At 58.6% G+C, this 25,199-nt stretch carries 24 protein-coding genes; 16 read left to right on the top strand and 8 right to left on the bottom strand.

Features of this window, described 5'->3' with window-relative positions; translation table 11 throughout:
* Nucleotides 1–6: 6 nt before the first annotated feature.
* The 14 genes from rseP to B3229_RS15615 all read left to right on the top strand — a co-directional run bounded on the left by rseP (nt 7) and on the right by B3229_RS15615 (nt 17,551).
* The gene (gene rseP / locus B3229_RS15680) at nt 7–1,356 is read left to right on the top strand and encodes a sigma E protease regulator RseP (RefSeq protein WP_286872263.1); all 1,350 of its coding nucleotides are present in this window, start codon (nt 7–9) and stop codon (nt 1,354–1,356) included.
* Between the two features lie 51 nt (nt 1,357–1,407).
* Nucleotides 1,408–3,819, top strand: coding sequence for an outer membrane protein assembly factor BamA (gene bamA, locus B3229_RS15675; protein ID WP_048781337.1), 2,412 nt, complete (start codon nt 1,408–1,410; stop codon nt 3,817–3,819).
* 113 nt (nt 3,820–3,932) lie between these two features.
* The gene (gene skp / locus B3229_RS15670) at nt 3,933–4,430 is read left to right on the top strand and encodes a molecular chaperone Skp (protein ID WP_033749591.1); all 498 of its coding nucleotides are present in this window, start codon (nt 3,933–3,935) and stop codon (nt 4,428–4,430) included.
* A 3-nt stretch (nt 4,431–4,433) separates the two neighbouring features.
* Nucleotides 4,434–5,459: a UDP-3-O-(3-hydroxymyristoyl)glucosamine N-acyltransferase gene (gene lpxD, locus B3229_RS15665; protein ID WP_033749592.1), complete on the top strand. Its 1,026-nt coding sequence runs from the start codon at nt 4,434–4,436 to the stop codon at nt 5,457–5,459.
* A gap of 151 nt (nt 5,460–5,610) precedes the next feature.
* Entirely contained in the window at nt 5,611–6,066 is a 456-nt protein-coding gene (gene fabZ / locus B3229_RS15660) for a 3-hydroxyacyl-ACP dehydratase FabZ (RefSeq protein WP_013507953.1), read from the top strand.
* 3 nt (nt 6,067–6,069) lie between these two features.
* Complete coding sequence (gene lpxA, locus B3229_RS15655; RefSeq protein ID WP_286872232.1) at nt 6,070–6,858, top strand: acyl-ACP--UDP-N-acetylglucosamine O-acyltransferase; 789 nt, start codon at nt 6,070–6,072, stop codon at nt 6,856–6,858.
* Between the two features lie 3 nt (nt 6,859–6,861).
* Complete coding sequence (gene lpxB / locus B3229_RS15650) at nt 6,862–8,010, top strand: lipid-A-disaccharide synthase (protein WP_048781336.1); 1,149 nt, start codon at nt 6,862–6,864, stop codon at nt 8,008–8,010.
* Entirely contained in the window at nt 8,003–8,629 is a 627-nt protein-coding gene (gene rnhB, locus B3229_RS15645) for a ribonuclease HII (RefSeq protein WP_033749598.1), read from the top strand. Before lpxB ends, rnhB begins: the two co-directional genes overlap by 8 nt.
* Before the next feature lie 31 nt (nt 8,630–8,660).
* Nucleotides 8,661–12,143, top strand: coding sequence for a DNA polymerase III subunit alpha (gene dnaE, locus B3229_RS15640; protein ID WP_286872228.1), 3,483 nt, complete (start codon nt 8,661–8,663; stop codon nt 12,141–12,143).
* Nucleotides 12,144–12,155: 12 nt separating this feature from the next.
* The gene (gene accA / locus B3229_RS15635) at nt 12,156–13,112 is read left to right on the top strand and encodes an acetyl-CoA carboxylase carboxyl transferase subunit alpha (protein WP_033749600.1); all 957 of its coding nucleotides are present in this window, start codon (nt 12,156–12,158) and stop codon (nt 13,110–13,112) included.
* 147 nt (nt 13,113–13,259) lie between these two features.
* Complete coding sequence (locus tag B3229_RS15630) at nt 13,260–15,398, top strand: lysine decarboxylase LdcC (RefSeq protein ID WP_286872224.1); 2,139 nt, start codon at nt 13,260–13,262, stop codon at nt 15,396–15,398.
* A gap of 88 nt (nt 15,399–15,486) precedes the next feature.
* Nucleotides 15,487–15,876 carry a VOC family protein gene (locus tag B3229_RS15625; protein ID WP_033749603.1) on the top strand — a complete coding sequence of 130 codons (390 nt, stop codon included), beginning with the start codon at nt 15,487–15,489 and terminating at the stop codon, nt 15,874–15,876.
* Nucleotides 15,877–15,926: 50 nt separating this feature from the next.
* A complete protein-coding gene (tilS, locus tag B3229_RS15620) occupies nt 15,927–17,246 on the top strand; it encodes a tRNA lysidine(34) synthetase TilS (protein WP_286872222.1) in 1,320 nt (439 codons plus the stop codon).
* Nucleotides 17,243–17,551 carry a c-type cytochrome gene (locus B3229_RS15615; protein WP_048781331.1) on the top strand — a complete coding sequence of 103 codons (309 nt, stop codon included), beginning with the start codon at nt 17,243–17,245 and terminating at the stop codon, nt 17,549–17,551. Before tilS ends, B3229_RS15615 begins: the two co-directional genes overlap by 4 nt.
* A 37-nt stretch (nt 17,552–17,588) precedes the next feature.
* Here B3229_RS15615 and rof read toward each other — a convergent pair whose 3' ends face one another.
* Together rof and B3229_RS15605 are read right to left on the bottom strand one after the other, a co-directional pair.
* Complete coding sequence (gene rof / locus B3229_RS15610) at nt 17,589–17,849, bottom strand: Rho-binding antiterminator (RefSeq protein ID WP_033749607.1); 261 nt, start codon at nt 17,847–17,849, stop codon at nt 17,589–17,591.
* Nucleotides 17,836–18,036: a YaeP family protein gene (locus B3229_RS15605; RefSeq protein ID WP_033749608.1), complete on the bottom strand. Its 201-nt coding sequence runs from the start codon at nt 18,034–18,036 to the stop codon at nt 17,836–17,838. Before B3229_RS15605 ends, rof begins: the two co-directional genes overlap by 14 nt.
* Before the next feature lie 208 nt (nt 18,037–18,244).
* Between B3229_RS15605 and arfB the strand changes: the two genes are divergently transcribed.
* Complete coding sequence (arfB, locus tag B3229_RS15600) at nt 18,245–18,655, top strand: alternative ribosome rescue aminoacyl-tRNA hydrolase ArfB (protein ID WP_048781330.1); 411 nt, start codon at nt 18,245–18,247, stop codon at nt 18,653–18,655.
* 35 nt (nt 18,656–18,690) lie between these two features.
* Here arfB and proS read toward each other — a convergent pair whose 3' ends face one another.
* From proS to metN, 6 genes are all read right to left on the bottom strand, one after another.
* On the bottom strand, nt 18,691–20,409 hold the full coding sequence (gene proS / locus B3229_RS15595; protein ID WP_286872216.1) for a proline--tRNA ligase: 1,719 nt from the start codon (nt 20,407–20,409) through the stop codon (nt 18,691–18,693).
* Nucleotides 20,410–20,478: 69 nt separating this feature from the next.
* Nucleotides 20,479–21,204, bottom strand: coding sequence for a tRNA (N6-threonylcarbamoyladenosine(37)-N6)-methyltransferase TrmO (tsaA, locus tag B3229_RS15590; protein WP_286872214.1), 726 nt, complete (start codon nt 21,202–21,204; stop codon nt 20,479–20,481).
* The gene (gene rcsF, locus B3229_RS15585; RefSeq protein WP_033749612.1) at nt 21,201–21,596 is read right to left on the bottom strand and encodes an Rcs stress response system protein RcsF; all 396 of its coding nucleotides are present in this window, start codon (nt 21,594–21,596) and stop codon (nt 21,201–21,203) included. Before rcsF ends, tsaA begins: the two co-directional genes overlap by 4 nt.
* 132 nt (nt 21,597–21,728) lie before the next feature.
* Nucleotides 21,729–22,544, bottom strand: a complete 816-nt coding sequence (locus tag B3229_RS15580) for a MetQ/NlpA family lipoprotein (RefSeq protein WP_033749614.1) — start codon at nt 22,542–22,544, stop codon at nt 21,729–21,731.
* A 37-nt stretch (nt 22,545–22,581) separates the two neighbouring features.
* Nucleotides 22,582–23,235 carry a methionine ABC transporter permease MetI gene (locus B3229_RS15575; RefSeq protein WP_033749615.1) on the bottom strand — a complete coding sequence of 218 codons (654 nt, stop codon included), beginning with the start codon at nt 23,233–23,235 and terminating at the stop codon, nt 22,582–22,584.
* Nucleotides 23,228–24,259: a methionine ABC transporter ATP-binding protein MetN gene (metN, locus tag B3229_RS15570; RefSeq protein ID WP_277269732.1), complete on the bottom strand. Its 1,032-nt coding sequence runs from the start codon at nt 24,257–24,259 to the stop codon at nt 23,228–23,230. The genes B3229_RS15575 and metN overlap by 8 nt, the downstream gene beginning before the upstream one ends.
* 200 nt (nt 24,260–24,459) lie before the next feature.
* Between metN and gmhB the strand changes: the two genes are divergently transcribed.
* Nucleotides 24,460–25,020, top strand: a complete 561-nt coding sequence (gmhB, locus tag B3229_RS15565; RefSeq protein ID WP_286872212.1) for a D-glycero-beta-D-manno-heptose 1,7-bisphosphate 7-phosphatase — start codon at nt 24,460–24,462, stop codon at nt 25,018–25,020.
* Nucleotides 25,021–25,199 lie beyond the last annotated feature (179 nt).

Raw genomic sequence — 25,199 nt, 5'->3', positions numbered from 1 at the left:
GCGTAGATGTTGAGTATATTGTGGAGTTTTGTCGCCTTTATCATCGCCCTTGGCGTGCTGATCACCGTTCACGAATTCGGTCATTTCTGGGTAGCGCGCCGCTGCGGCGTGCGCGTTGAACGCTTCTCGATCGGCTTCGGCAAGGCGCTCTGGAAGCGTCGCGATAAGCAGGGCACCGAATACGTTATCGCGCTGATCCCGCTCGGGGGCTATGTCAAAATGCTCGACGAGCGCGTGGAAAGCGTGCCCGCCGAACTGCGTCATCAGGCTTTCAACAATAAAGCCATCTGGCAGCGCGCCTCGATTATCGCCGCCGGTCCCGTCGCTAATTTCATCTTCGCCGTGTTCGCCTACTGGGTCGTGTTTATTCACGGCGTTCCGGGCGTACGTCCGGTCGTTGGCGAAATTGTGAACGGATCGGTGGCGGCGCAGGCGCAAATTGTCAGCGGGATGGAACTTAAAGCAGTCGACGGTATCGAAACGCCTGACTGGGATGCCGTGCGTATGGCGCTGATCGGCAAAATCGGCGACGCGCAAACGGTGCTGACCGTCTCGCGCTTCGGCGAAGAGGCGACGCAACAGAAAGCGGTCGATCTGCGCAACTGGCAGTTCGAGCCAGACAAAGAGGATCCGGTTGTGGCGCTGGGCATTCGTCCGCGCGGTCCGCAAATCGAAACCACGCTGGCGGAGGTGCAGGCTGACTCGCCCGCGAGCGTTGCCGGTTTGCAAGCGGGCGACAGGATCGTTAAAGTCGATGGTCAGCCGTTAACGCAATGGCAAAGTTTTGTCATGCAGGTGCGGGATAATCCTGGCAAAGAGATGGTCCTGGACGTAAATCGCAACGGCGAAACGGTGCAGCTGCACCTGACGCCGGAAGCCAGGCCAGGCGCGAAGGCAGAGGGTTTCGCCGGGGTGATCCCGCGCGTAGTCCCGCTGCCGGAAGCCTACAAAACGGTAAGGCAGTATGGCGCGTTTGACGCTGTCGGTGAGGCCAGCGCGAAAACCTGGCAACTAATGAAGCTGACGGTCTCCATGCTGGGCAAGTTAATTACCGGCGATGTAAAGCTGAACAACCTGAGCGGGCCGATTTCGATTGCGCAGGGCGCAGGATTGTCAGCGGAATACGGGATGATTTACTACCTGATGTTTCTGGCGTTGATTAGCGTCAACCTTGGAATCATCAACCTCTTCCCGCTGCCGGTGTTAGATGGTGGGCATTTGCTCTTCCTGGCGATCGAAAAGATCAAAGGTGGACCGGTGTCCGAGCGAGTTCAGGACTTCAGTTATCGCATTGGCTCAATTCTGCTGGTGTTGTTAATGGGGCTTGCACTTTTCAATGATTTCTCACGTCTGTAATCGCTGGAACGCAGACAGACGCGGGATGTGTTAGGAAAACGCATAATAACGATGGCGATGAAAAAGTTGCTCATAGCGTCGCTGCTGTTTAGCAGCGCCACCGTTTACGGTGCAGACGATTTCGTGGTGAAGGATATTCATTTCGAAGGGCTGCAGCGAGTCGCCGTCGGCGCGGCTCTGCTGAGCATGCCGGTACGAGTTGGCGATACGGTTAATGACGAAGATGTCAAAAATACCATTCGTTCACTGTTCGCTACTGGCAACTTTGAGGATGTTCAGGTCCTGCGCGACGGAACTACGCTGATTGTTCAGGTGAAAGAACGTCCTACCATTGCCAGCATTACCTTTACCGGCAACAAAGCGGTGAAAGAGGAGCAGCTCAAGCAGAACCTTGAGGCCTCTGGCGTACGCGTAGGCGAAGCCCTGGACCGCACCACCATCTCTTCGATTGAGAAGGGACTGGAGGATTTCTACTACAGCGTCGGTAAATACACCGCCAACGTGAAGGCCGTGGTGACGCCGCTGCCGCGCAACCGCGTCGACCTGAAACTGGTCTTCACCGAGGGCGTCTCCGCCAAGATCCAGCAGATTAACATCGTCGGCAACAAGGCGTTTAGCTCTGACGAGCTGATCTCCCGCTTCCAGCTGCGCGACGAAGTGCCGTGGTGGAACGTGGTCGGCGATCGCAAATATCAGAAGCAAAAACTGGCGGGCGACCTTGAGACGCTGCGCAGCTTCTATCTCGATCGCGGCTATGCGCGCTTTAACATCGATTCGACGCAGGTCAGCCTGACGCCGGATAAAAAAGGCATCTACATCACCGTTAACATCACCGAAGGCGATCAGTACAAAATCGCTGGCGTGATCGTCAACGGCAGCATGGCAGGCCACTCGGCAGAAATTGAACATCTGACGCAGATCCCATCGGGCGAGCTCTATAACGGCACCAAAGTCACCCAGATGGAAGATGATATCAAAAAGCTGCTGGGCCGTTACGGCTACGCCTATCCGCGCGTCATGACGCAGCCTGAAATCAACGACGCCGATAAAACGGTGAAGCTGCATATCAGCGTCGATGCCGGCAATCGTTATTACGTGCGTAAAGTGCGCTTCGAAGGCAACGACACCTCGAAAGATGCGGTGCTGCGTCGCGAAATGCGCCAGATGGAAGGCGCATGGCTGGGTAGCGATCTGGTGGAGCAGGGCAAAGAGCGCCTGAACCGCACCGGCTACTTTGAAACCGTTGATGTGGACACCCAGCGCGTGCCGGGCGCCCCCGATCAGGTAGACGTTGTCTACAAGGTGAAAGAGCGCAACACCGGTACCTTTAACTTCGGCGTCGGCTACGGCACCGAAAGCGGCGTCAGCTTCCAGGTTGGCGTCACCCAGGACAACTGGCTGGGCACCGGCAACACGGTGAGCATCAGCGGTACCAAAAATGACTATCAGACCTATGCTGAATTCTCGCTGACCGATCCGTACTTTACGGTCGACGGCGTGAGCCTGGGCGGCCGCGTCTTCTATAACGACTTTAAAGCAGACGATGCCGACCTGTCCGACTACACCAATAAAAGTTATGGCGTAGACGGCACGCTGGGCTTCCCGGTCAACGAAAACAACACCCTGCGTGTGGGTCTGGGCTATGTGCACAACGACCTTTCCAACATGCAGCCGCAGGTGGCGATGTGGCGCTATCTTGATTCGGTCGGCAAGCCGCAGGAGCTGAACGACAAAGGCGACTTCTCTGCGGATGACTTCACCTTCAACTACGGCTGGACGTACAACACCCTGGATCGCGGCTTCTTCCCGACCTCGGGTAACCGTACCAACCTGAACGGTAAGGTCACTATCCCGGGATCGGACAACAGCTTCTACAAAGCGACGCTGGATACCCAGCAGTACGTGCCGCTTAACCGCGATCGCACCTGGGTGGTGTTAGGCCGCGGCCGCGTCGGGTACGGCGATGGTCTGGGCGGTAAAGAGATGCCGTTCTATGAGAACTTCTACGCGGGTGGCTCGAGCACGGTGCGCGGTTTCCGCTCCAACACCATCGGTCCGAAAGCGGCTTACCTGAACGACCGCTCGTCAACCTGTACGCTGAGCGATCCAAACGGCATTTGTAAGTCGGATGACGCGGTCGGCGGCAACGCGATGGCGGTGGCCAGCCTGGAACTGATTACGCCGACGCCGTTCCTGAGCGAGAAATACGCCAACTCGGTACGCACCTCGCTGTTCGTGGATGCAGGTACCGTCTGGGATACCAAGTGGCAGAATACGGCTGAAACCCGCGCTGCCGGCATCCCGGACTATAGCGATCCAAACAATATCCGCGTTTCAAGCGGTATTGCGCTGCAGTGGATGTCCCCGCTGGGGCCGCTGGTCTTCTCTTATGCCCAGCCGGTCAAAAAAGTGGAAGGGGACAAATCAGAACAGTTCCAGTTTAACATTGGTAAAACCTGGTAAGGTTCTGAGCAAGGAAGCATAAGCTGAAGTCTTGCTACCGAACCGCGGTTTTTAGTGCGGTTCGGAGCAAACACTGTGTCGCTGACACAAACGTTGATGGTAAGGAGTTTATAGTGAAAAAGTTGTTGTGTGCCGCAGGACTGGGTCTTGCTTTAGCTGTATCCGCAGGCGCTCAGGCTGCTGACAAAATCGCAGTGGTAAACGTGTCCAGCATTTTCCAACAGTTACCGCAGCGTGCGACCGTTGCTAAACAGCTGGAAAACGAATTCAAAGGCCGCGCAACCGAGCTGCAGAGCCAGGAACGCGATCTGCAAACCAAAATGCAGCGCCTGCAGCGCGACGGTTCAACCATGAAGGCCAGCGATCGCAGCCGCATGGAAAAAGACGTCATGTCGCAGCGCGAAGCCTTCTCTTCTAAAGCCCAGGCTTTCGAGCAGGATAACCGCCGCCGTCAGATGGAAGAGCGTAACAAACTGCTGAGCCGCATTCAGGACGCCGTGAAGAAAGTCGCGAGCGACGAAGGTTATGACGTGGTGATCGACGCCAACGCGGTGGCTTACGCGGCAAACGCGAAAGACATTACTGCTGACGTGCTGAAACAGGTTAAATAATCGATGTCATCAATTCGACTGGCTGATTTAGCCCAGCAGTTGGATGCAGAATTGCACGGAGATGGCGACCTCGCCATCTCCGGCATTGCTTCTATGCAATCCGCCCAAACCGGCCAAATCACATTTCTCAGCAACAGCCGCTACCGCGAGCAGCTCGCCCAGTGTCAGGCTTCGGCCGTGGTGCTGACGGAAGCGGATCTGGAGTGGTGCCACTCGGCCGCGCTGGTAGTGAAGAATCCCTATCTGACCTATGCGCGCATGGCTCAGCTGCTGGATACCACGCCGCAGCCTGCACAGAATATCGCGCCCAGCGCGGTAATCGATCCCAGCGCGAAGCTGGGGCAGAATGTCTCTGTCGGCGCTAATGCGGTGATTGAATCGGACGTGGTGCTTGGCGACAACGTCGTCATCGGCGCGGGCTGCTTCGTTGGCAAAAAGACGCGCATCGGCAACAACAGTCGCCTCTGGGCCAACGTCACCGTTTACCATGAAATCGAAATCGGTCAGGATTGTCTGATTCAGTCCGGCACCGTGATCGGCGCGGACGGTTTCGGCTACGCCAACGATCGTGGCAATTGGGTGAAAATCCCGCAGCTTGGCGCTGTAATTATCGGCGATCGGGTAGAAATCGGCGCCTGTACCACTATCGATCGTGGCGCGCTGGATAACACTCTGATCGGCAATGGTGTTATCATAGACAACCAGTGTCAGATCGCACACAACGTGGTTATTGGCGACAATACCGCGGTTGCGGGTGGTGTGATCATGGCGGGTAGTTTGAAAATTGGACGTTACTGTATGATTGGCGGCGCCAGCGTCATTAACGGCCATATGGAAATCTGTGACAAGGTGACTGTTACCGGTATGGGCATGGTTATGCGTCCTATCACAGAGCCTGGGGTATACTCCTCGGGCATTCCGCTACAACCCAATAAAACCTGGCGCAAAACTGCAGCGCTGGTGATGAACATCGATGACATGAGCAAACGCTTAAAAGCCATCGAGCGGAAGGTCGGCAAAGACGACTAAACGCCATCCCACATGCGACCGGCTTGCTAATAAAAACTGTTAAGCAGGCAAGCCAGGCGCCATTGAACCGATTTCGGCCTGCGGAGGATCATATTGATCTGTGCAGGCCGTGTTATTGATGTCATCAGATTTTTAGGACAGGAAGAGTATTTTGACTACTGAAACTCATACTCTGAAAATTGAAGAAATTTTAGAGCTGCTGCCGCACCGCTACCCGTTTCTGCTGGTTGATCGCGTGCTGGAGTTTGAAGAGCACAAGTATCTGCGCGCGGTAAAGAACGTCTCTGTTAACGAACCGTTTTTCCAGGGGCATTTCCCTGGTAAACCGATTTTCCCTGGCGTTCTGATCCTCGAAGCGATGGCGCAGGCTACCGGTATCCTGGCGTTTAAAAGCGTGGGTAAACTGGAGCCGGGTGAGCTCTACTATTTCGCCGGCATCGACGAAGCCCGTTTCAAGCGTCCGGTCGTACCGGGCGATCAAATGATCATGGAAGTGACTTTCGAGAAAACCCGCCGCGGTTTGACGCGTTTTAAAGGCGTTGCTACCGTTGACGGCAAGATCGTCTGTGAAGCGACCATGATGTGTGCCCGTAGCCGGGAGGCATAATCTGTGATTGATCCAACCGCCACCATCCATGCCAGTTCCGTCATCGAAGATGGGGCCATCATTGGCCCCAACGTCCACATCGGCCCATTCTGCTTTATCGGCGCGCATGTGGAAATCGGTGAAGGGACGGTCCTGAAGTCGCATGTGGTCATCAATGGCCACACGCGCATCGGGAAAGATAACCAGATCTATCAGTTCGCCTCTATCGGTGAAGTAAACCAGGATCTGAAATATGCCGGCGAGCCGACGCGCGTTGAAGTAGGCGATCGCAACCGCATCCGCGAAAGCGTAACCATTCATCGCGGCACCGCGCAGGGCGGCGGGGTCACCACTATCGGCAGCGATAACCTGCTGATGGTGAATGCGCACATCGCGCACGACTGCGTGATCGGCAACCGCTGCATTTTCGCCAACAACGCCACGCTGGGCGGTCACGTCACCGTGGACGATTTTGCGATTATCGGCGGAATGACGGCGGTGCATCAGTGGTGCACCATCGGCGCGCATGTGATGGTCGGCGGGTGTTCAGGCGTCGCGCAGGATGTGCCGCCGTACATTATCGCGCAGGGCAACCACGCGACGCCGTTCGGTATCAATATCGAAGGCCTGAAACGTCGCGGCTTCAGCAAAGAGGCGCTGCACGCTATTCGCAACGCCTATAAGGTGCTGTACCGCAGCAACAAAACGCTGGAAGAAGCCAAGCCGGAAATCGAAGCGCTGGCGAAGCAGCATAGCGAAGTGCAGCCTTTCTACGACTTCTTCGCTCGTTCTACGCGTGGGTTGATTCGTTAATTCATGTCAGTGCGTCCCCTTACGATAGCCCTGGTCGCCGGAGAAACTTCCGGCGATATTCTTGGTGCGGGTCTGATCCGCGCGCTTAAAGCGCGCCATCCCGATGCCCGTTTCGTCGGCGTGGCCGGCCCGCGCATGCAGGCCGAAGGCTGCGAAGTCTGGTATGAGATGGAAGAGCTGGCGGTGATGGGCATCGTGGAAGTGCTCGGCCGTCTGCCGCGCCTGATGAAAATCGGCCGCGACCTGACGGAACGCTTTACCGCGCTCAAGCCGGACGTCTTCGTCGGCATCGATGCGCCCGATTTTAATATCCGGCTGGAAGGGCGGCTGAAACGCAACGGCATTCGCACCATTCACTACGTCAGCCCCTCTGTCTGGGCGTGGCGACAAAAGCGCGTATTTAAAATTGGTCGTAATACCAATCTGGTGCTCGCCTTCCTGCCGTTTGAAAAAGCCTTTTACGATCGCTTCAACGTGCCGTGCCGCTTTATCGGCCACACCATGGCGGATGCGATGCCGCTGCAGCCGGATAAGTCTGCCGCACGCCGCACGCTAGGCATTAGCGACGAGGCGCTCTGCCTCGCGCTGCTGCCTGGCAGCCGACATGCGGAAGTCGAGATGCTCAGCGCCGATTTTCTGCGGGCGGCCCAGCTGCTGCGGGTACGCTACCCGGCGCTGGAAATCGTCGTGCCGCTGGTCAACGCGAAACGTCGTGCGCAGTTCGAACAGATCAAAGCCGACGTCGCTCCTGAAGTGCCGATGCATCTGCTGGACGGCCAGGGACGCGAGGCGATGATTGCGAGCGACGCCGCGATTCTGGCATCCGGCACCGCCGCGCTGGAGTGTATGCTGGCAAAATGTCCGATGGTGGTCGGCTATCGTATGAAGCCCTCAACCTTCTGGCTGGCGAAGCGGCTGGTGAAGACGCCTTACGTCTCGCTGCCCAATCTGCTGGCGGGGCGCGAGCTGGTGAAAGAGCTGCTGCAGGAGGAGTGCGAACCGCACGCGCTGGCGGCGGCGCTTGAGCCGCTGCTGCATGCCGGGGCGCAACGCGATGCGCTGCTCGCGACCTTCACCGAACTGCATCAGCAGATCCGCTGGAACGCAGACGAACAGGCAGCGGACGCCGTACTGGAGATCGCCAATGGCTGATTTTATCTATCCCAATGCCCGCCTGATTGCGGGCGTTGACGAAGTGGGCCGCGGTCCGCTGGTCGGCGCGGTCGTTACGGCGGCAGTGATTCTCGATCCGGCCAACCCGATTCAGGGGCTGGCGGACTCAAAAAAATTATCGGAAAAGCGCCGTCTCGCTCTGTTCGACGAGATCAAAGAAAAAGCGCTGGCGTGGAGCCTGGGCCGCGCCGAGCCGGAGGAGATTGACCGGCTCAATATTCTGCACGCCACCATGCTGGCGATGCAGCGCGCGGTCGCCGGCCTGGCCATCGCGCCCGATTTCGTGCTGGTGGACGGCAACCGCTGTCCGGCGCTGCCGATGCCTTCGCAGGCAGTAGTAAAAGGCGATAGCCTGGTCGCGGAGATCAGCGCGGCGTCGATTATCGCCAAGGTGTCGCGCGATAGCGAAATGGCGGAGTTGGATCGTCTGTTCCCCCAGTATGGCTTCGCGCAGCATAAAGGCTATCCTACCGCGCTGCATATGGAAAAACTGACGCAGCATGGCGCCACGCCGCACCATCGCCGCAGCTTTGCGCCGGTGCGCAACGCCCTGATTGACGCTGAAGTCCTGGCCGCTGGCCAGCCAGCTACGCTTTAATAGCCTGACGCTGTTTTAACCGGAAACCGATATGGCTGAACCCCGTTTTATACATCTGCGTGTCCACAGTGACTACTCTATGGTCGATGGCCTGGCGAAAACCGGGCCGCTGGTCAAAAAGGCGGCTGCGCTCGGCATGCCGGCCCTCGCTATCACGGACTTCATGAACCTGTGCGGGCTGGTGCGTTTCTACGGCAGCGCGCACGGCGCGGGGATCAAACCGATTATCGGCGCGGACTTTAAGGTCGCCTGCGAACTAATGGGCGACGAGCTGACCCAGCTGACGGCGCTGGCCGCCAACAATACCGGCTATCAGAATCTGACGCTGCTCATTTCGCGCGCCTACCAGCGCGGCTACGGCATCGCCGGTCCGGTTATCGATCGCGACTGGCTGCCGGAGCTGGGTGAAGGATTGATCCTGCTCTCCGGCGGACGCTGCGGCGACGTAGGCCGCAGCCTGCTGCGCGGCAACAGCGCCCTGGTGGCGCAGTGCCTCGACTTCTATCAGACCCACTTTCCCGATCGCTACTACCTTGAACTGACGCGCACCGGACGCGCCGACGAGGAGAGCTATCTGCACGCCGCGGTTGAGCTCGCCATCGCCGAAGGCGTGCCGGTGGTCGCCACCAATGAAGTCTGCTTCCTGAACGAAGAGGACTTCGACGCCCATGAAATCCGCGTGGCAATCCACGACGGTTATACGCTGGACGATCCCAAACGCCCGCGCAACTACAGCCCTCAGCAATATATGCGCAGCGAAGAGGAGATGTGCGAGCTGTTCTCGGACATCCCGGAAGCGCTGGAAAACAGCGTAGAGATTGCTAAGCGCTGCAACGTCACGGTACGCCTCGGCGAGTACTTCCTGCCGCAGTTCCCGACAGGCGATATGTCCACCGAAGATTTTCTGGTGATGAAGTCGCGGGAAGGGCTGGAAGAGCGCCTTGAGTTTCTCTTTCCCGATCCGGCCGTGCGCGCGGAGAAGCGGCCAGAATATGACGAGCGTCTGGAGATCGAGCTCAACGTTATCAACCAGATGGGCTTCCCTGGCTACTTCCTGATCGTGATGGAGTTTATCCAGTGGTCGAAAGATAACGGCATTCCGGTCGGTCCGGGACGCGGCTCCGGCGCCGGTTCGCTGGTCGCCTACGCGCTGAAGATCACCGACCTCGATCCGCTGGAGTTCGACCTGCTGTTCGAACGATTCCTTAACCCGGAACGCGTCTCGATGCCTGACTTCGACGTCGACTTCTGTATGGAGAAGCGCGACCAGGTGATCGATCACGTCGCCGAGATGTACGGGCGCGAAGCGGTATCGCAGATCATCACCTTCGGCACCATGGCGGCGAAAGCGGTTATCCGCGACGTCGGCCGCGTGCTGGGTCATCCGTACGGCTTCGTCGATCGCATCTCCAAGCTGATCCCGCCGGATCCCGGCATGACGCTGGAAAAAGCCTTCGCCGTCGAGCCGCAGCTGCCGGAAATGTACGACGCGGACGAAGAGGTCAAAGCGCTGATCGATATGGCGCGCAAGCTGGAAGGCGTCACGCGTAACGCCGGCAAGCACGCCGGCGGCGTGGTCATCGCCCCGACGCGGATTACCGACTTCGCGCCGCTCTACTGCGACGAAAACGGCAACCATCCAGTCACGCAGTTCGATAAGAATGACGTCGAGTACGCCGGCCTGGTGAAGTTCGACTTCCTCGGCCTGCGCACGCTCACCATCATCGACTGGGCGCTGAAGATGATCAACCCGCGCCGGGAGAAGCAGGGCCTGCCGCCGATCGATATCGCCGCTATCCCGCTGGAGGATAAAAAAAGCTTCGACATGCTGCAGCGCGCGGAAACCACGGCGGTGTTCCAGCTTGAATCGCGCGGCATGAAAGATCTGATTAAACGTCTGAAGCCGGACTGCTTTGAAGATATGATCGCGCTGGTAGCGCTGTTCCGTCCCGGTCCGCTGCAGTCGGGCATGGTCGATAACTTTATCGACCGTAAGCACGGGCGCGAGGCGATCTCCTATCCCGATATTCAGTGGCAGCATGAAAGCCTGAAGCCGGTGCTCGAACCCACCTACGGCATTATCCTCTATCAGGAACAGGTGATGCAGATCGCTCAGGTGCTTTCCGGCTATACCCTGGGCGGCGCGGATATGCTGCGCCGCGCGATGGGTAAAAAGAAACCGGAAGAGATGGCCAAGCAGCGCTCGGTGTTTAAAGAGGGCGCGGAGCGCATGGGTATCGACGGCGAGCTGTCGATGAAGATCTTCGACCTGGTGGAGAAATTCGCCGGCTACGGCTTTAACAAATCGCACTCCGCCGCCTATGCGCTGGTTTCCTACCAGACGCTGTGGCTGAAGGCGCACTATCCGGCCGAGTTTATGGCGGCGGTGATGACCGCCGATATGGACAACACCGAGAAGGTGGTCGGCCTGGTGGACGAGTGCTGGCGCATGGGCCTGAAGGTGCTGCCGCCCGATATCAACTCCGGTCTCTATCAGTTCCACGTCAATGACGACGGCGAGATCGTCTACGGCATCGGCGCGATCAAAGGCGTCGGCGAAGGCCCGATCGAGGCGATCCTCGAGGCGCGTAACCAGGATGGCTATTTCCGCGAGCTGTTCGATCTCTGCGCGCGCACCGACACCAAAAAGATCAACCGCCGCGTGATGGAGAAGCTGATCATGTCCGGCGCCTTCGATCGTCTCGGTCCGCACCGCGCAGCGCTGATGAGTTCGCTTGGCGACGCGCTGAAGGCGGCGGATCAGCACGCCAAAGCGGAGGCGATCGGCCAGGCCGACATGTTCGGCGTACTGGCGGAAGAGCCGGAGCAGGTAGAGAAATCCTACGCCAGCGTGGCGCCCTGGCCGGAACAGGTGCAGCTCGACGGCGAGCGGGAAACGCTCGGCCTCTATCTCACCGGCCATCCGATCAATCAGTATCTGAAAGAGATTGAACGTTATGTAGGCGGCATGCGCCTCAAGGACATGCATCCTACCGAGCGTGGTAAAATTACCGTCGCCGCCGGTCTGGTGGTGGCGGCCCGCGTGATGGTGACCAAGCGCGGCAATCGAATTGGTATCTGTACTCTGGACGATCGTTCCGGTCGTCTTGAGGTGATGTTATTTACCGATGCGTTAGATAAATACCAGCAGTTGCTGGAGAAAGACCGTATCCTGATCGTCAGCGGACAGGTCAGCTTTGATGACTTCAGCGGCGGCCTTAAAATGACCGCTCGTGAAGTCATGGACATTGACGAAGCGCGCGAAAAATACGCGCGCGGACTTGCTATCTCGCTGACGGACAGGCAAATTGATGACCAGCTATTAAACCGGCTCCGCCAGTCTCTCGAACCCCATCGCTCGGGGACGATACCGGTGAATCTCTACTATCAGAGAGCCGACGCGCGAGCGAAGCTACGCTTTGGTGCAGCGTGGCGTATTTCGCCCAGCGATCGCCTGCTCAACGAACTGCGTTCGTTGATAGGGTCGGAGCAGGTTGAACTGGAGTTTGACTAAAACAGGAACATTATGAGTCTTAATTACCTGGATTTTGAACAGCCGATCGCGGAACTTGAAGCGAAAATTGATTCGCTTACGTCGATTGGTCGTCAGGATGATAAACACATTAATCTGGACGAAGAGGTGCAGCGCCTGCGCGAAAAAAGCGTTGAGCTGACCCGTAAAATCTTCGCCGATTTGGGCGCATGGCAGGTCGCGCAGCTGGCGCGCCATCCGCTGCGCCCTTACACGCTTGACTACGTTCGCAACGCTTTTGACGACTTTGACGAGCTGGCAGGCGATCGCGCCTATGCCGACGACAAAGCGATTGTCGGCGGTATCGCCCGTCTCGACGGCCGCCCGGTAATGATCATTGGTCATCAAAAAGGTCGCGAAACCAAAGAGAAAATCCGCCGCAACTTCGGTATGCCGGCGCCGGAAGGCTATCGCAAAGCGCTGCGTCTGATGGAGATGGCCGAGCGCTTTAAAATGCCGCTGATCACCTTTATCGACACGCCGGGCGCCTATCCGGGCGTGGGCGCGGAAGAGCGCGGTCAGTCGGAAGCGATCGCTCGCAACCTGCGCGAAATGTCTGGTCTGAAAATTCCGGTTATCTGCACCGTGATCGGCGAAGGCGGCTCAGGCGGCGCGCTGGCCATCGGCGTGGGCGACAAAGTGAATATGCTGCAGTACAGCACCTATTCGGTTATCTCGCCGGAAGGCTGCGCCTCGATTCTGTGGAAAAGCGCGGATAAAGCCCCGCTGGCGGCAGAGGCGATGGGCATCACGGCCAACCGTCTGAAAGAGCTGAAGCTGATCGACTCGATCATCCCGGAACCGCTGGGCGGCGCGCATCGTCAGCCGGTGGATATGGCGCTGTCGCTGAAAAACCAGCTGCTGGCGGATCTGGCCGATCTCGACACCCTGAGCACCGAAGAGCTGCTCGATCGTCGCTATCAGCGTCTGATGAGCTACGGCTACGCTTAAGGGCGTACAGCGGTGAAAAAGCGGACTCCGGTCCGCTTTTTTTATGCCTCTGATTTGCCGATCGGCAACAGAGTAGAGCATTCCGACAGCACCCGACCGCTATCCTTCGCTATGATTAGCCCTGCCACATTAAAAGGGAGGTGCGCATTGAATATTCTGGCGATCATGGGTTCACACGGCATGTTCTACAAAGACGAGCCGCTGCGTGAACTGAATACCGCGCTGACGCAGCAGGGCTTTCAGCTGATTTATCCGACGAACATCGACGACCTGTTGAAGCTGATAGAGCACAACCCGCGTATCTGCGGCGTGATCTTTGACTGGGACACGCACAACAGTCCGGCGCTCTGCGCCGATATCAATCAGCTCAATGAACACCTGCCGCTCTACGCCTTTATCAACACCCACTCCCAGATGGATGTCAGCATCAACGAGATGCGTATGGCGCTGCACTTCTTTGAATATGCGCTGAGCGCCGCGGACGATATCGCGCTGCATATCCGCCAGTACACCGACGACTATATCGACCACATTACTCCGCCGCTGACCAAAGCGCTGTTCACCTACGTGAAAGAGGGAAAGTACACCTTCTGTACGCCCGGTCATATGGGCGGCACCGCTTTTCAAAAAAGCCCGGTCGGCAGCCTCTTTTACGACTTCTTTGGCGCCAATACGCTGAAGGCGGATATCTCTATCTCCGTGACCGAACTTGGTTCGCTGCTCGATCATACCGGCCCGCACCTCGAGGCCGAGGAGTACGTCGCCAGAACTTTCGGCGCCGAGCAGAGCTACATGGTGACCAACGGCACCTCGACCTCGAATAAAATCGTCGGCATGTATGCGGCGCCGACCGGCAGCACGGTATTGATTGACCGCAACTGCCATAAGTCGCTGACGCATCTGCTGATGATGAGCGATATTGTGCCAATCTGGCTCAAGCCGACGCGCAATGCGCTGGGCATTCTCGGCGGCATCCCTAAGCGGGAGTTCACCCGCGCCAGCATTGAGGAGAAGGTGGCGAATACCGCCCGCGCCAGCTGGCCGGTGCACGCCGTGATCACCAACTCCACCTACGATGGCCTACTTTATAACACGCAGTACATCAAGGAGACGCTGGAGGTGCCGTCGATCCATTTCGATTCCGCATGGGTGCCCTATACCAACTTCCATCCTATCTATGCCGGCAAAAGCGGCATGAGCGGCGAGCGTACGCCTGGCAAAGTGATCTATGAAACTCAGTCGACCCACAAGCTGCTGGCGGCCTTCTCGCAGGCGTCGCTGATCCATATTAAAGGCGATTACGACGAGCACACCTTCAACGAAGCTTACATGATGCACACCACCACATCGCCCAACTATGCGATTGTGTCGTCGATTGAAACGGCGGCGGCGATGCTGCGCGGCAATCCCGGCAAGCGGCTGATCAATCGCTCGGTCGAGCGCGCGCTGCACTTTCGCCGGGAGATCCAGCGCCTGCGCGAGGAGTCCGACAGCTGGTTCTTCGATATCTGGCAGCCGGAGCATGTCGACGAAGCGGCGTGCTGGCCGATCCAGCCGGGCGAAGAGGGGTGGCACGGCTTTACCCAGGCGGACGCTGACCATATGTATCTCGATCCCATTAAGGTCACCATTCTGACGCCCGGCATGAGCGAGCTGGGCGAGATGGCGGAAGAGGGGATTCCGGCGGCGCTGGTGGCGAAATTCCTCGACGAGCGCGGCATTGTGGTAGAGAAAACCGGGCCTTATAACCTGCTGTTTCTGTTCAGCATCGGCATCGACAAGACCCGGGCGATGAGCGTGCTGCGCGGTCTGACCGAGTTCAAGCGCGCCTACGATCTCAACCTGCGGGTGAAAAATATGCTGCCGGATCTCTACGCCGAAGATCCCGACTTCTACCGCAATATGCGCATCCAGACGCTGGCGCAGGGGATCCACCAGCTGATCCGCCAGCACGATCTGCCGCGCCTGATGCTCAAGGCGTTCGACGTGCTGCCTGAAATGAAGATGACGCCTCATCAGGCGTTCCAGCAGCAGGTGCAGGGCAGAGTAGAGACGGTGGATCTGAAGCAGCTGGTGGGACGCGTTTCTGCCAATATGATCCTGCCCTATCCGCCAGGCGTGCCGCTGGTGATGCCAGGGGAAATGATCACCGAAGAGAGCCGCGCGGTGCTCGACTTCCTGCTGATGCTTTGCACTATCGGACGCCACTATCCCGGCTTTGAGACCGATATTCACGGCGCGACGCTGACGGAAGAGGGCGATTATCGCGTTCGGGTGCTGAAATAACGGAAAAAGGCAGCGGCTTCAGACAATTGCGCATTGCAAGCCGCCGCCGCACGTCTCAGGATAGACAAAACAGTCAGGGAGTCTTTTCATGTTGCAGTTATCTTCTGTTCACCATATCGCCATCATCGCCACCGATTATGCGCGCAGTAAGGCCTTTTATTGTGATGTGCTCGGCTTCAGCCTGATGGGCGAGGTTTACCGCGAAGCGCGCGATTCGTGGAAAGGCGATCTGGCGCTAAACGGCCAGTACACCATCGAGCTTTTCTCCTTTCCTTCGCCGCCGGCGCGCGTCAGTCATCCCGAAGCCTGCGGCCTGCGTCATCTGGCCTTTACCGTGCCGGACGTCGGCGCGGCGGTCGCGACGCTGGCGGAAAAAGGCGTGGTGTGCGAGCCGATCCGCATCGACGATCTGACCGGCAAGCAGTGCACCTTCTTTGCCGATCCGGATGGTTTGCCGCTGGAGCTCTATCAGGCGTAAAATAGCGCGCGCAGGGGCCGCATCCGGCGGCCCTGATTCTGGAACGCGTCATGCCTTTGTCTCATCTCGCTTCGCTGTTGCCTGACGATGCCGCGCTGGCGGTGGCGTTTAGCGGCGGTCTTGATTCCACCGTGCTGCTGCATCAGCTGGTTAGCTGGCAACAGACGCATCCGCAAGCGCGCCTGCGCGCCCTGCATGTCCACCACGGATTAAGCCCCAACGCCGACAGCTGGGCGGCTCACTGCGTGGCTATCTGCGAAGCCTGGCAGCTACGCTGCGAGGTGCTGCGCGTGCAGGTCGACGCGCGCGAGCAGGGCGTTGAGGGCGCAGCGCGCACGGCGCGCTATCAGGCGCTGACGACGGCGATGCAGCCTGATGAGTGGCTGTTGACCGCACAGCATCTCGACGACCAGTGCGAGACGCTGCTGCTGGCGCTGAAGCGCGGCAGCGGACCGGCCGGGCTGGCGGCGATGCCGGTGCGGCATCAGCGCCACGGTCACGTGCTGCTGCGTCCGCTGCTCGGGCAGTCGCGCCAGCAGCTTGAAGCCTACGCGCGGCAGCATCAGCTGCGCTGGATCGAAGATGAAAGCAATCAGGACGCGCGCTACGATCGCAATTTCCTGCGCCAGCATCTGCTGCCGACGCTGCAGGCGCGCTGGCCGCACTTCGCCGCCGCGTGCGCGCGCAGCGCGGCGCTGTGCGGCGAGCAGGAGCAGCTGCTGGACGAACTGCTGGCGGAGCAGCTGGCCGGTCTGATGCATCCAGACGGCAGCCTGCATTTCCCGCCGCTTTTACAGATGAGCGAGACGCGCGCGAACGCGCTGCTGCGCCGCTGGATCGCCTGCCAGGGCGCGCCGATGGTGTCGCGCGCCGCGCTCACGCGTCTGCGTCAGGAGGTGATGCTGAGCCGCGAAGACGCGCAGCCGCGTTTACGCTTTGGCGAGGCGGAGGCGCGCCGCTATCGCGATCGGCTCTACTGGGTGCCGCGCTGCGCGTCGCTAAAGGATCGGCTGCTGCCCTGGCCCGACCGCCGCGCGCCGCTGGTGCTGCCGCAGCGGCTCGGCGTGCTGCATGCCCACCGCGCGCTCTCGGCGCTGCGTCAACCCGAGGCGGACGAAGAGGTGAGCGTACGTTTTCATGCGCAGGGCTATTTTCATCTGGCGGGCCGCGCCGGCGGCCGCGAAATCAAAAAGCTGTGGCAGGAGCTGGCGATCCCGCCGTGGCAGCGCGGACGTATTCCGCTGATCTACTACAATCAGACGCTTGTCTGCGCGCCCGGCCTGTTTGTCACCCGGGAAGGCGCCGCCGTCGACGACAGCGGCTGGCAGGCGATCTGGCAAAATAACGAGAGTGCTGGAGAGCAATCATGAAGAGAGTACTGGCCGCTTTGCTGCTGGCGACGGCGCTGCCGGCGCTGGCCGACGGCGACGTCAACGCGGGGGCGCAGAAGGCGGCCGCCTGCGCCGCCTGCCATGGCGCGCAGGGAAAAAGCAGCATGCCGCTCTATCCCAACCTTGCGGGACAGAACGCCGCTTACCTTAACCATGCGCTGCAGGCCTATAAAAAGGGCGAGCGCAGCGGCGGGCAGGCGGAAGTCATGAAAGCGTTTGTGGCTGGATTAAGCGATGAGGATATGGCGGATCTGTCGGCTTACTATGGGTCGCTGAAACCTTAGGGAAGGGGGCGGGAATATCCCGCCCGAGGCGCTGTCGTTATTCTTCGCTGACGACAACGGTGCCCAGCTCAGGATGGCTGAAGCTGGCGATATGATCGAGGCGCAACTCGCGCGTTTCGCCGGAGAGATCGATAGAAAGGTATTCGACGTTTTTACGTGAAACCATATCCGTCGCTTTCGCCTTCAGCGCTTCCCCGTTTTTCAGGGTCAGCTCAAGCGTCCAGCGTTTCGTGCAGGCGAGTTCCAGGTTGTCGTAATCATCGCAGTTGATGGGTCTATAGGCTTCATTCGTCAACATAGTCGCTCACCAGTAAGTTTGCAGCGGCATAGGCTGCCTGTTCCCTGACAGAAGAGTTTAGCGCAGAATTTGCGGCAATATCATCGAGTGCCTTTAAAACGCATCCGATCGCATCGGGCACATATCCCAGTTCGCCGCTGCCGATCTCGGCATACTTCTGGCGAACTAATTCACAATATTTTTGCACTTTCACCTCCTCAGCAGAGCAAGAATACTCTGGTTGCCTGAGGAACTATATCACAGGCATTTCCAGGATTTCAGCCAGAGCAAAGCAGGATCGTAGCGTCGAAAGAGGCTAAAGTGACAGAATCCGCTGGCTACGCGCCATAAACAGCAAGCACAAAAGGTTAAGTTGATGAACAGGTTAAACGAGGCGACGTTGTCTCAGGTGACAGATGATTAAAGTTTCACGTACGGTCGAGCTGCCCGACGGCGAAGTCGAGCTAAGCGCCATTCGCGCCCAGGGGGCGGGCGGGCAGCATGTAAATAAAACCAGCACCGCTATTCATCTGCGTTTCGATATCGCCGCATCCTCGCTGCCGCCGTTTTACAAACAGCGCATGCTGGCGGCGAAACACCATCTGATTACGCCGGAAGGCATGGTGATTATCAAGGCGCAGGAGTATCGCAGCCAGGAGATGAACCGCGAGGCGGCGGTACAGAGGCTGGTCAATTTGATTCAGGAGCTGACGCGGGTAGAGAAGGCGCGGCGCGCTACGCGGCCGACGCGCGCGTCGAAAGAGCGGCGGCTGGAAGGGAAAGCGCGGCGCAGTTCGACCAAATCGATGCGGGGAAAAGTATTGTAAAAAAAACGCCCCCGAAAACGGGGGCGGGAAGGATCTTACTTGTTAAGCGCTTTCAGCAGGAAGTCGACGATTTCGCTCTGCTTGATCATCTCTTTCTCGCCGGCGCGACGCGCTTTGTACTCAATCTCTTCGTTGTCGAGATTGCGGTCGCCGATGACGATGGTGTGCGGCACGCCAATCAGCTCCATATCGGCGAACATCACGCCCGGACGCTCTTTACGGTCGTCGAGGATCACCTCGACGCCTTTGGCGCGCAGGGTGTGGTAGAGCTCTTCCGCCAGCTCTTTCACGCGGAAAGATTTGTGCATATTCATCGGCAGAATCGCAACGTCGAACGGTGCCAGCGCCGCAGGCCAGATAATGCCGCGCTCGTCGTGGTTCTGCTCGATCGCCGCCGCGACGACGCGCGTGATGCCGATACCGTAGCAGCCCATGGTCAACACCTGATTACGGCCATCTTCGCCCTGAACCGCCGCTTTCATCGCTTCCGAGTATTTGGTGCCGAGCTGGAAAATATGGCCGACTTCGATGCCGCGTTTGATCTGCAGCGTGCCTTTGCCGTCCGGGCTCGGATCGCCTTCCACCACGTTGCGGATATCGGCCACGATCGCCTGCGGCAGATCGCGTTCCCAGTTAATCCCGACATAGTGTTTGCCGTCGACGTTGGCGCCGGCGCTGAAGTCGCTCATCTTATCGACGCTGCGATCGGCGATAATCGGCATCGCCAGACCCACCGGGCCAAGCGAACCTGGACCTGCGCCCACTGCGGCGCGGATCTCTTCTTCAGTGGCGAACGTCAGCGGCGAGGCGACGATGTCGAGCTTCTCCGCTTTAATTTCGTTCAGCTCGTGATCGCCGCGCACCAGCAGCGCAACCAGCGTATGGCCGCTCTCTTCGCTGGCTTTTACCATCAGCGTCTTCACGGTTTTCTCAATCGGCAGCTGGAACTGCTCGACCAGCTCGGCGATGGTTTTCGCGTTCGGCGTGTCGATCTGCGCCAGCGCCTGAGTCGGCTGCGGGCGATCGCCAGCCGGCGCTACCGCTTCCGCCATTTCGATATTGGCGGCGTAGTCCGAATCGGTTGAGAAGATCACATCATCTTCACCGCTCTGCGCCAGTACCTGGAATTCGTGCGACGCGCTGCCGCCGATAGAACCGGTATCGGCCTGAACCGCGCGGAAGTCGAGGCCCATACGGCTAAAGCTGTTGCTGTAGGCGCGGTACATCGCGTCGTAGGTTTCCTGCAGCGACTCCTGCGAAGTATGGAAGGAGTAGGCGTCTTTCATGATGAACTCGCGCGAGCGCATCACGCCAAAGCGCGGGCGCACTTCATCGCGGAATTTGGTCTGGATCTGATAGAGGTTCAGCGGTAGCTGCTTATAGGAGCTGAGCTCGTTGCGGATCAAATCGGTAATGACTTCTTCATGCGTCGGACCGAGCACGAACGGGCGCTCGTGGCGATCGGCCACGCGCAGCAGTTCCGGGCCGTACTGTTCCCAGCGACCGCTCTCCTGCCACAAATCGGCAGGCTGAACCACCGGCATAGAGATCTCAATCGCGCCCGCGTTGTTCATCTCTTCGCGCACGATGTTTTCGACTTTTTTCAGCACGCGTAAACCGGTCGGCAGCCAGGTGTAGAGACCTGAAGCCAGTTTGCGGATCATCCCGGCGCGCAGCATCAGCTGGTGGCTGATCACTTCCGCGTCGGAGGGCGTCTCCTTAAGGGTGGAGAGCAAATATTGAGTAGTACGCATTGATTAAGGTTCCAGTTGAACGGAGAGTCACTGACAAAAGTTTTGTTGGCGGCTAGTGTACCAGCGAGATCACGGGCTCAAAAGCGCGTTTTCGCGCGGGTCGATGCTGGTCACCTCAGTGCCGGTTTCATCGACGCGCCAGCGCACATTGAAATCGAGCAGCCAGACGGCATATTCGCGCGACTGCGCTTCGCCTTTGCGGTAGGCGGGACGCGGATCTTGCGCCAGCACGTCGCGGATAAAACGCGCCAGATAGGGATAGCGCTGCTGCTGCGCCAGCTGCTGTTCCGCCTGCGGCGAGAAGCGCACCGGCATATCGGCCGCGGGCGCTTCCTGCGCGAAACCGGCCCGCGCCTGCGGCAGCGCCTCGGCGAAGGGGAGGTAAGGCTTGATATCCACGACCGGTGTACCGTCCACCAGATCCAGGCTGCCGAGCTGCAGGATCACCTGATTCTTCTCGCAGCGTATCGCCTTCAGCTCAACCAGCGACATGCCGACAGGGTTCGGGCGAAAGGTCGAGCGCGTCGCGAACACGCCCATGCGGGCATTGCCGCCCAGGCGCGGCGGGCGCACCGTGGGCCGCCAGCCGCCTGCCATAGTCTGATGAAACACGAACAGCACCCAGAGATGGCTGAAACTCTCCAGGCCGCGTACCGCCTCCGGCTGGTTATAGGGCGCCATCAGATGCAGCTCGCCGTGACCATCCTGCACCAGGCCAGGCTGGCGCGGAACGGCGAATTTCTCTTTCCACGGCGAACGGATCACGCCGATCTGCTCGAAGGCGAAAGCGCTCATTGATTCACTTTCAGCGCGGAGCCCTGACAGATCGCCTGACGATAGCAGCCTGGCGTGCTGCTGACGATTTCACACTTATGCAGCAGAACGGCATTGGCTTTCAGGTAAGAGGCTTTAATCTGCAGACGCTTGCGTGCGGTGGCGATATTCGGCGGCGAATCCTGGCGGCTGCTCTGGCAGTCATCGCCAGCGACTTCGCCCAGATCGCGGAACGGTTTGCTGACCAGATCGGCGGCGTCGGTATAGACTTTGACCGGCGCGGGACGCGGCGCCGGCTTGCGCGCGGGCTCGCGGGATGGCTGCGAATGAGCGGGTGCGCTGCTTATCGGGTGGTATTCGTGAACGCACCCGGTCAGCATCAATGCTAACAAGCAGAGCGGTAATAAACGCATGGCAACATCCTCAAGGTTGTAAAAAGTGGCGTTATTGAAACAAGGACCAGGCGAAATAACAAGTCGCGCCGGATGCGGCGCAAAAGAAAGGGCGGCTAAGCGCCGCCCTGGTCAGAAGTGACAGGAAAGGGATTACCAGCCTTTCACTGCGCCGCCGTTAAAGATCTTGTTCGCGGCTTCCGCGACTTCGTCGGACTGATAAGCCTGAACGAATTTTTTCACGTTTTCAGCGTCTTTGTTATCTTCGCGGCTGACGAGCAGGTTCACGTACGGCGAATCTTTATCTTCAACGAAAATGCCGTCTTTGGCCGGCGTCAGGCCGATCTGGCTGGCGTAGGTGGTGTTGATCACCGCCAGCGCGATCTGCTGGTCATCCAGCGAACGCGGCAGCTGCGGCGCTTCCAGCTCGACGATTTTCAGGTTTTTCGGGTTCTCGACGATATCCAGCGAGGTCGGCAGCAGGCCGACGCCATCCTTCAGCTTGATCAGGCCCACTTTCTGCAGTAGCAGCAGAGAACGGCCGAGGTTGGTCGGATCGTTAGGGATAGCGACCTGCGCGCCGTTCTGCAGCTCGTCCAGCGATTTGATTTTTTTCGAGTAGCCAGCGATCGGATAAACGAAAGAGTTGCCGACCGGCACCAGCTTGTAGCCGCGATCTTTGATCTGCTGATCCAGATAAGGTTTGTGCTGGAAGGCGTTGACGTCGATATCGCCTTTGCTCAGCGCTTCGTTCGGCAGCACGTAGTCGTTAAAGGTCACCAGCTCGACGTCGAGGCCATATTTATCCTTAGCGACTTTCTGCGCCGCTTCGGCGACCTGCTGCTCTGCGCCGACAATCACGCCCACTTTGATGTGGTTCGGATCTTTGGCTTTCTGATCGCATCCTGCCAGCGCAATCGCGCCAATCAGTGCACCCACAGCGGCAATCTTTTTAAATGTAGAAGTCATATCTCTTCCTTAATGGAGACGTAATGATATTGCTGACTTATTTATGGGACACGGCACGCACAATGCGGTCGCCACAAAACTGAATTAAATACACCAGAACGACCAGTAACACGAGCACCGTATTCATCACCGTCGCGTTATAGCCGATATAGCCGTACTGATAGCCAATCTGCCCCAGCCCGCCCGCGCCGACGGCGCCGCCCATGGCGGAGTAGCCGACCAGCGTAATCAGCGTGATGGTCGCGGCGTTCACCAGGCCCGGCAGCGCTTCCGGCAGCAGCACCTTGCGAACGATTTGCAGCGGCGTGGCGCCCATGGCGCGCGACGCTTCGATCAGTCCGGTCGGCAGCTCAAGCAGCGCATTCTCGACCATACGTGCGATAAAAGGCGCGGCGCCGACGGTCAGCGGCACGATAGCCGCCTGCAGGCCGATAGAGGTGCCGACGATGGCGCGAGTAAAGGGAATCATCCAGACCAGCAGAATGATAAAGGGAATAGAACGGAAAATATTCACCAGCGCGGAGAGGATGCGATAGAGCGTCCGGTTTTCCCGAATCTGTCCCGGACGGGTGACGTAGAGCAGCACGCCGACCGGCAGACCCAGCACAAAACCAAAGAAGCCGGAGACAAAGGTCATCATCAGCGTTTCCCAGACGCCGCGCGCCAGTAAAGCCATCATCGCCTCAGACATAACCCAGTACCTCTACTTTCACATGATTTTCCTGCAGCCACGCGATAGCGGCGTTGGCGTCGCTCTCAGCGCCGTCCATTTCGGCCAGCATAATGCCGAACTTCACGCCGCCAGCGTAATCCATCTGCGCGCTGATAATGTTGTTATTGACGTTGAAGCGGCGCGCGGCTTCGGAGAGCAGCGGCGCGTCGACCGATTTGCCGGTGAACTCAAGACGCAGCAGCGGCACGCGCTCGGCAGCAGGCTGCGACACCATGCGCTGCTGATAATCTTCCGGGATATCGAGATGCAGCGTCGACTGGATAAACTGCTGCGCCAGCGGCGTTTTCGGGTGAGAGAAGACTTCGCTGACGCTGTCTTTTTCAATCAGCTCGCCCTGGCTGATGACCGCGACCTGATCGCAGATGCGCTTCACCACGTCCATCTCGTGCGTAATCAGCAGGATGGTCAGGCCGAGGCGCCGGTTGATATCTTTCAGCAGCTCGAGGATAGAGCGGGTAGTGGCGGGATCGAGCGCGCTGGTGGCTTCGTCGCACAGCAGCACTTTGGGATTGCTGGCCAGCGCGCGGGCGATGGCGACGCGCTGTTTCTGCCCGCCGGAGAGGTTGGCAGGCCAGGCGTCACGCTTATCGGCCAGGCCGACCAGCTCCAGCAGTTCCGTTACGCGCTGTTTAATCGCTTCGCGCGACAGGCTGCCCAGCTCAAGCGGCAGCGCCACGTTGCCGAAAACGGTACGCGAGTTCATTAAATTAAAGTGCTGGAAGATCATGCCGATTTGACGGCGCGCCTGAGTCAGCTGACGTTCGCTCAGGGCGGTTAACTCCTGGCCGTCAACCAGTACGCGGCCTGACGTCGGGCGTTCCAGCAGGTTAACGCAGCGGATAAGGGTGCTTTTACCGGCGCCGGACGAGCCGATAACGCCATAAATCTGTCCTGCAGGCACATGCAGGCTAACATCTGAGAGCGCCTGAATGGTGCGTGAGCCTTGCTGGAACACTTTGGTAATATTTTCGAGTTTAATCATTAGGTTATTTATTATCGTCTTGCGTTGTCCGTGGTGTGGAACCTTTCGCGCTGAACTCCGGTGCGAAAGCTGAACGGATGGTAAGGCATCCAGACGTCTAAATCAATCAAAGTCATCTTATCTGCCATTCTCTCTTTTATTGCAATCATGCAATACTAGGCGGCAATTTTAGTAGCATCTTCAGTAGCAGGAGTTTCTCAGTGGCGAATAAAGTCCCGGCTGTATTTCTCGATCGTGATGGCACCTTGAACGTGGATCACGGCTATGTTCATGAAATCGACAACTTCCAGTTTATCGACGGCGCCATCGAGGCGTTGCAGGAACTGAAGAAGATGGGATTCGCGCTGGTGCTGATCACTAATCAGTCCGGCATCGCCCGCGGCATGTTCAGCGAAGACCAGTTCATGCAGCTGACTGAATGGATGGACTGGTCGCTGGCGGACCGCGATGTCGATCTCGACGGCATCTATTTCTGTCCGCATCTGCCGGACGCGCCAGTGGAAGCCTATCGTCAGGAGTGCGACTGCCGCAAGCCGCACCCTGGCATGCTGCTCTCAGCGCAGAAGCATCTCGATATCGATATGGCAGCTTCTTATATGGTGGGTGACAAAACAGAAGACGTGCTGGCAGGCAAAGCGGCGGGCGTAGGCACAAACGTGCTGGTGCGCAGCGGCAAACCCGTCACGGCGGAAGGGGAGGCGGCCGCGGATTGGGTGCTAAATAGTATCGCCGAGCTGCCTGATGCGATTAAAAAGCGCTAAAACGCCCGTTTTGCGCATTAATCAGACGAACGACACAAAACTTTAAAAAAGGCGCTTGCGCTCTCTGAACGACTCCCTATAATGCGCCTCCATCGACACGGCACAATGGCTTACGGAATGCGGTGTTGAGGTGATGAAAGTCACCGTCGGTCAGAGCGAAATAAACGCTTGACTGACAC

This window comes from Pantoea sp. UBA5035, assembly GCF_002415245.1.
Lineage (GTDB): Bacteria > Pseudomonadota > Gammaproteobacteria > Enterobacterales > Enterobacteriaceae > Pantoea > Pantoea septica.
The sequence above is the reverse complement of the archived record's forward strand: the minus strand, read 5'-3'. Positions and strand labels throughout refer to the sequence as shown.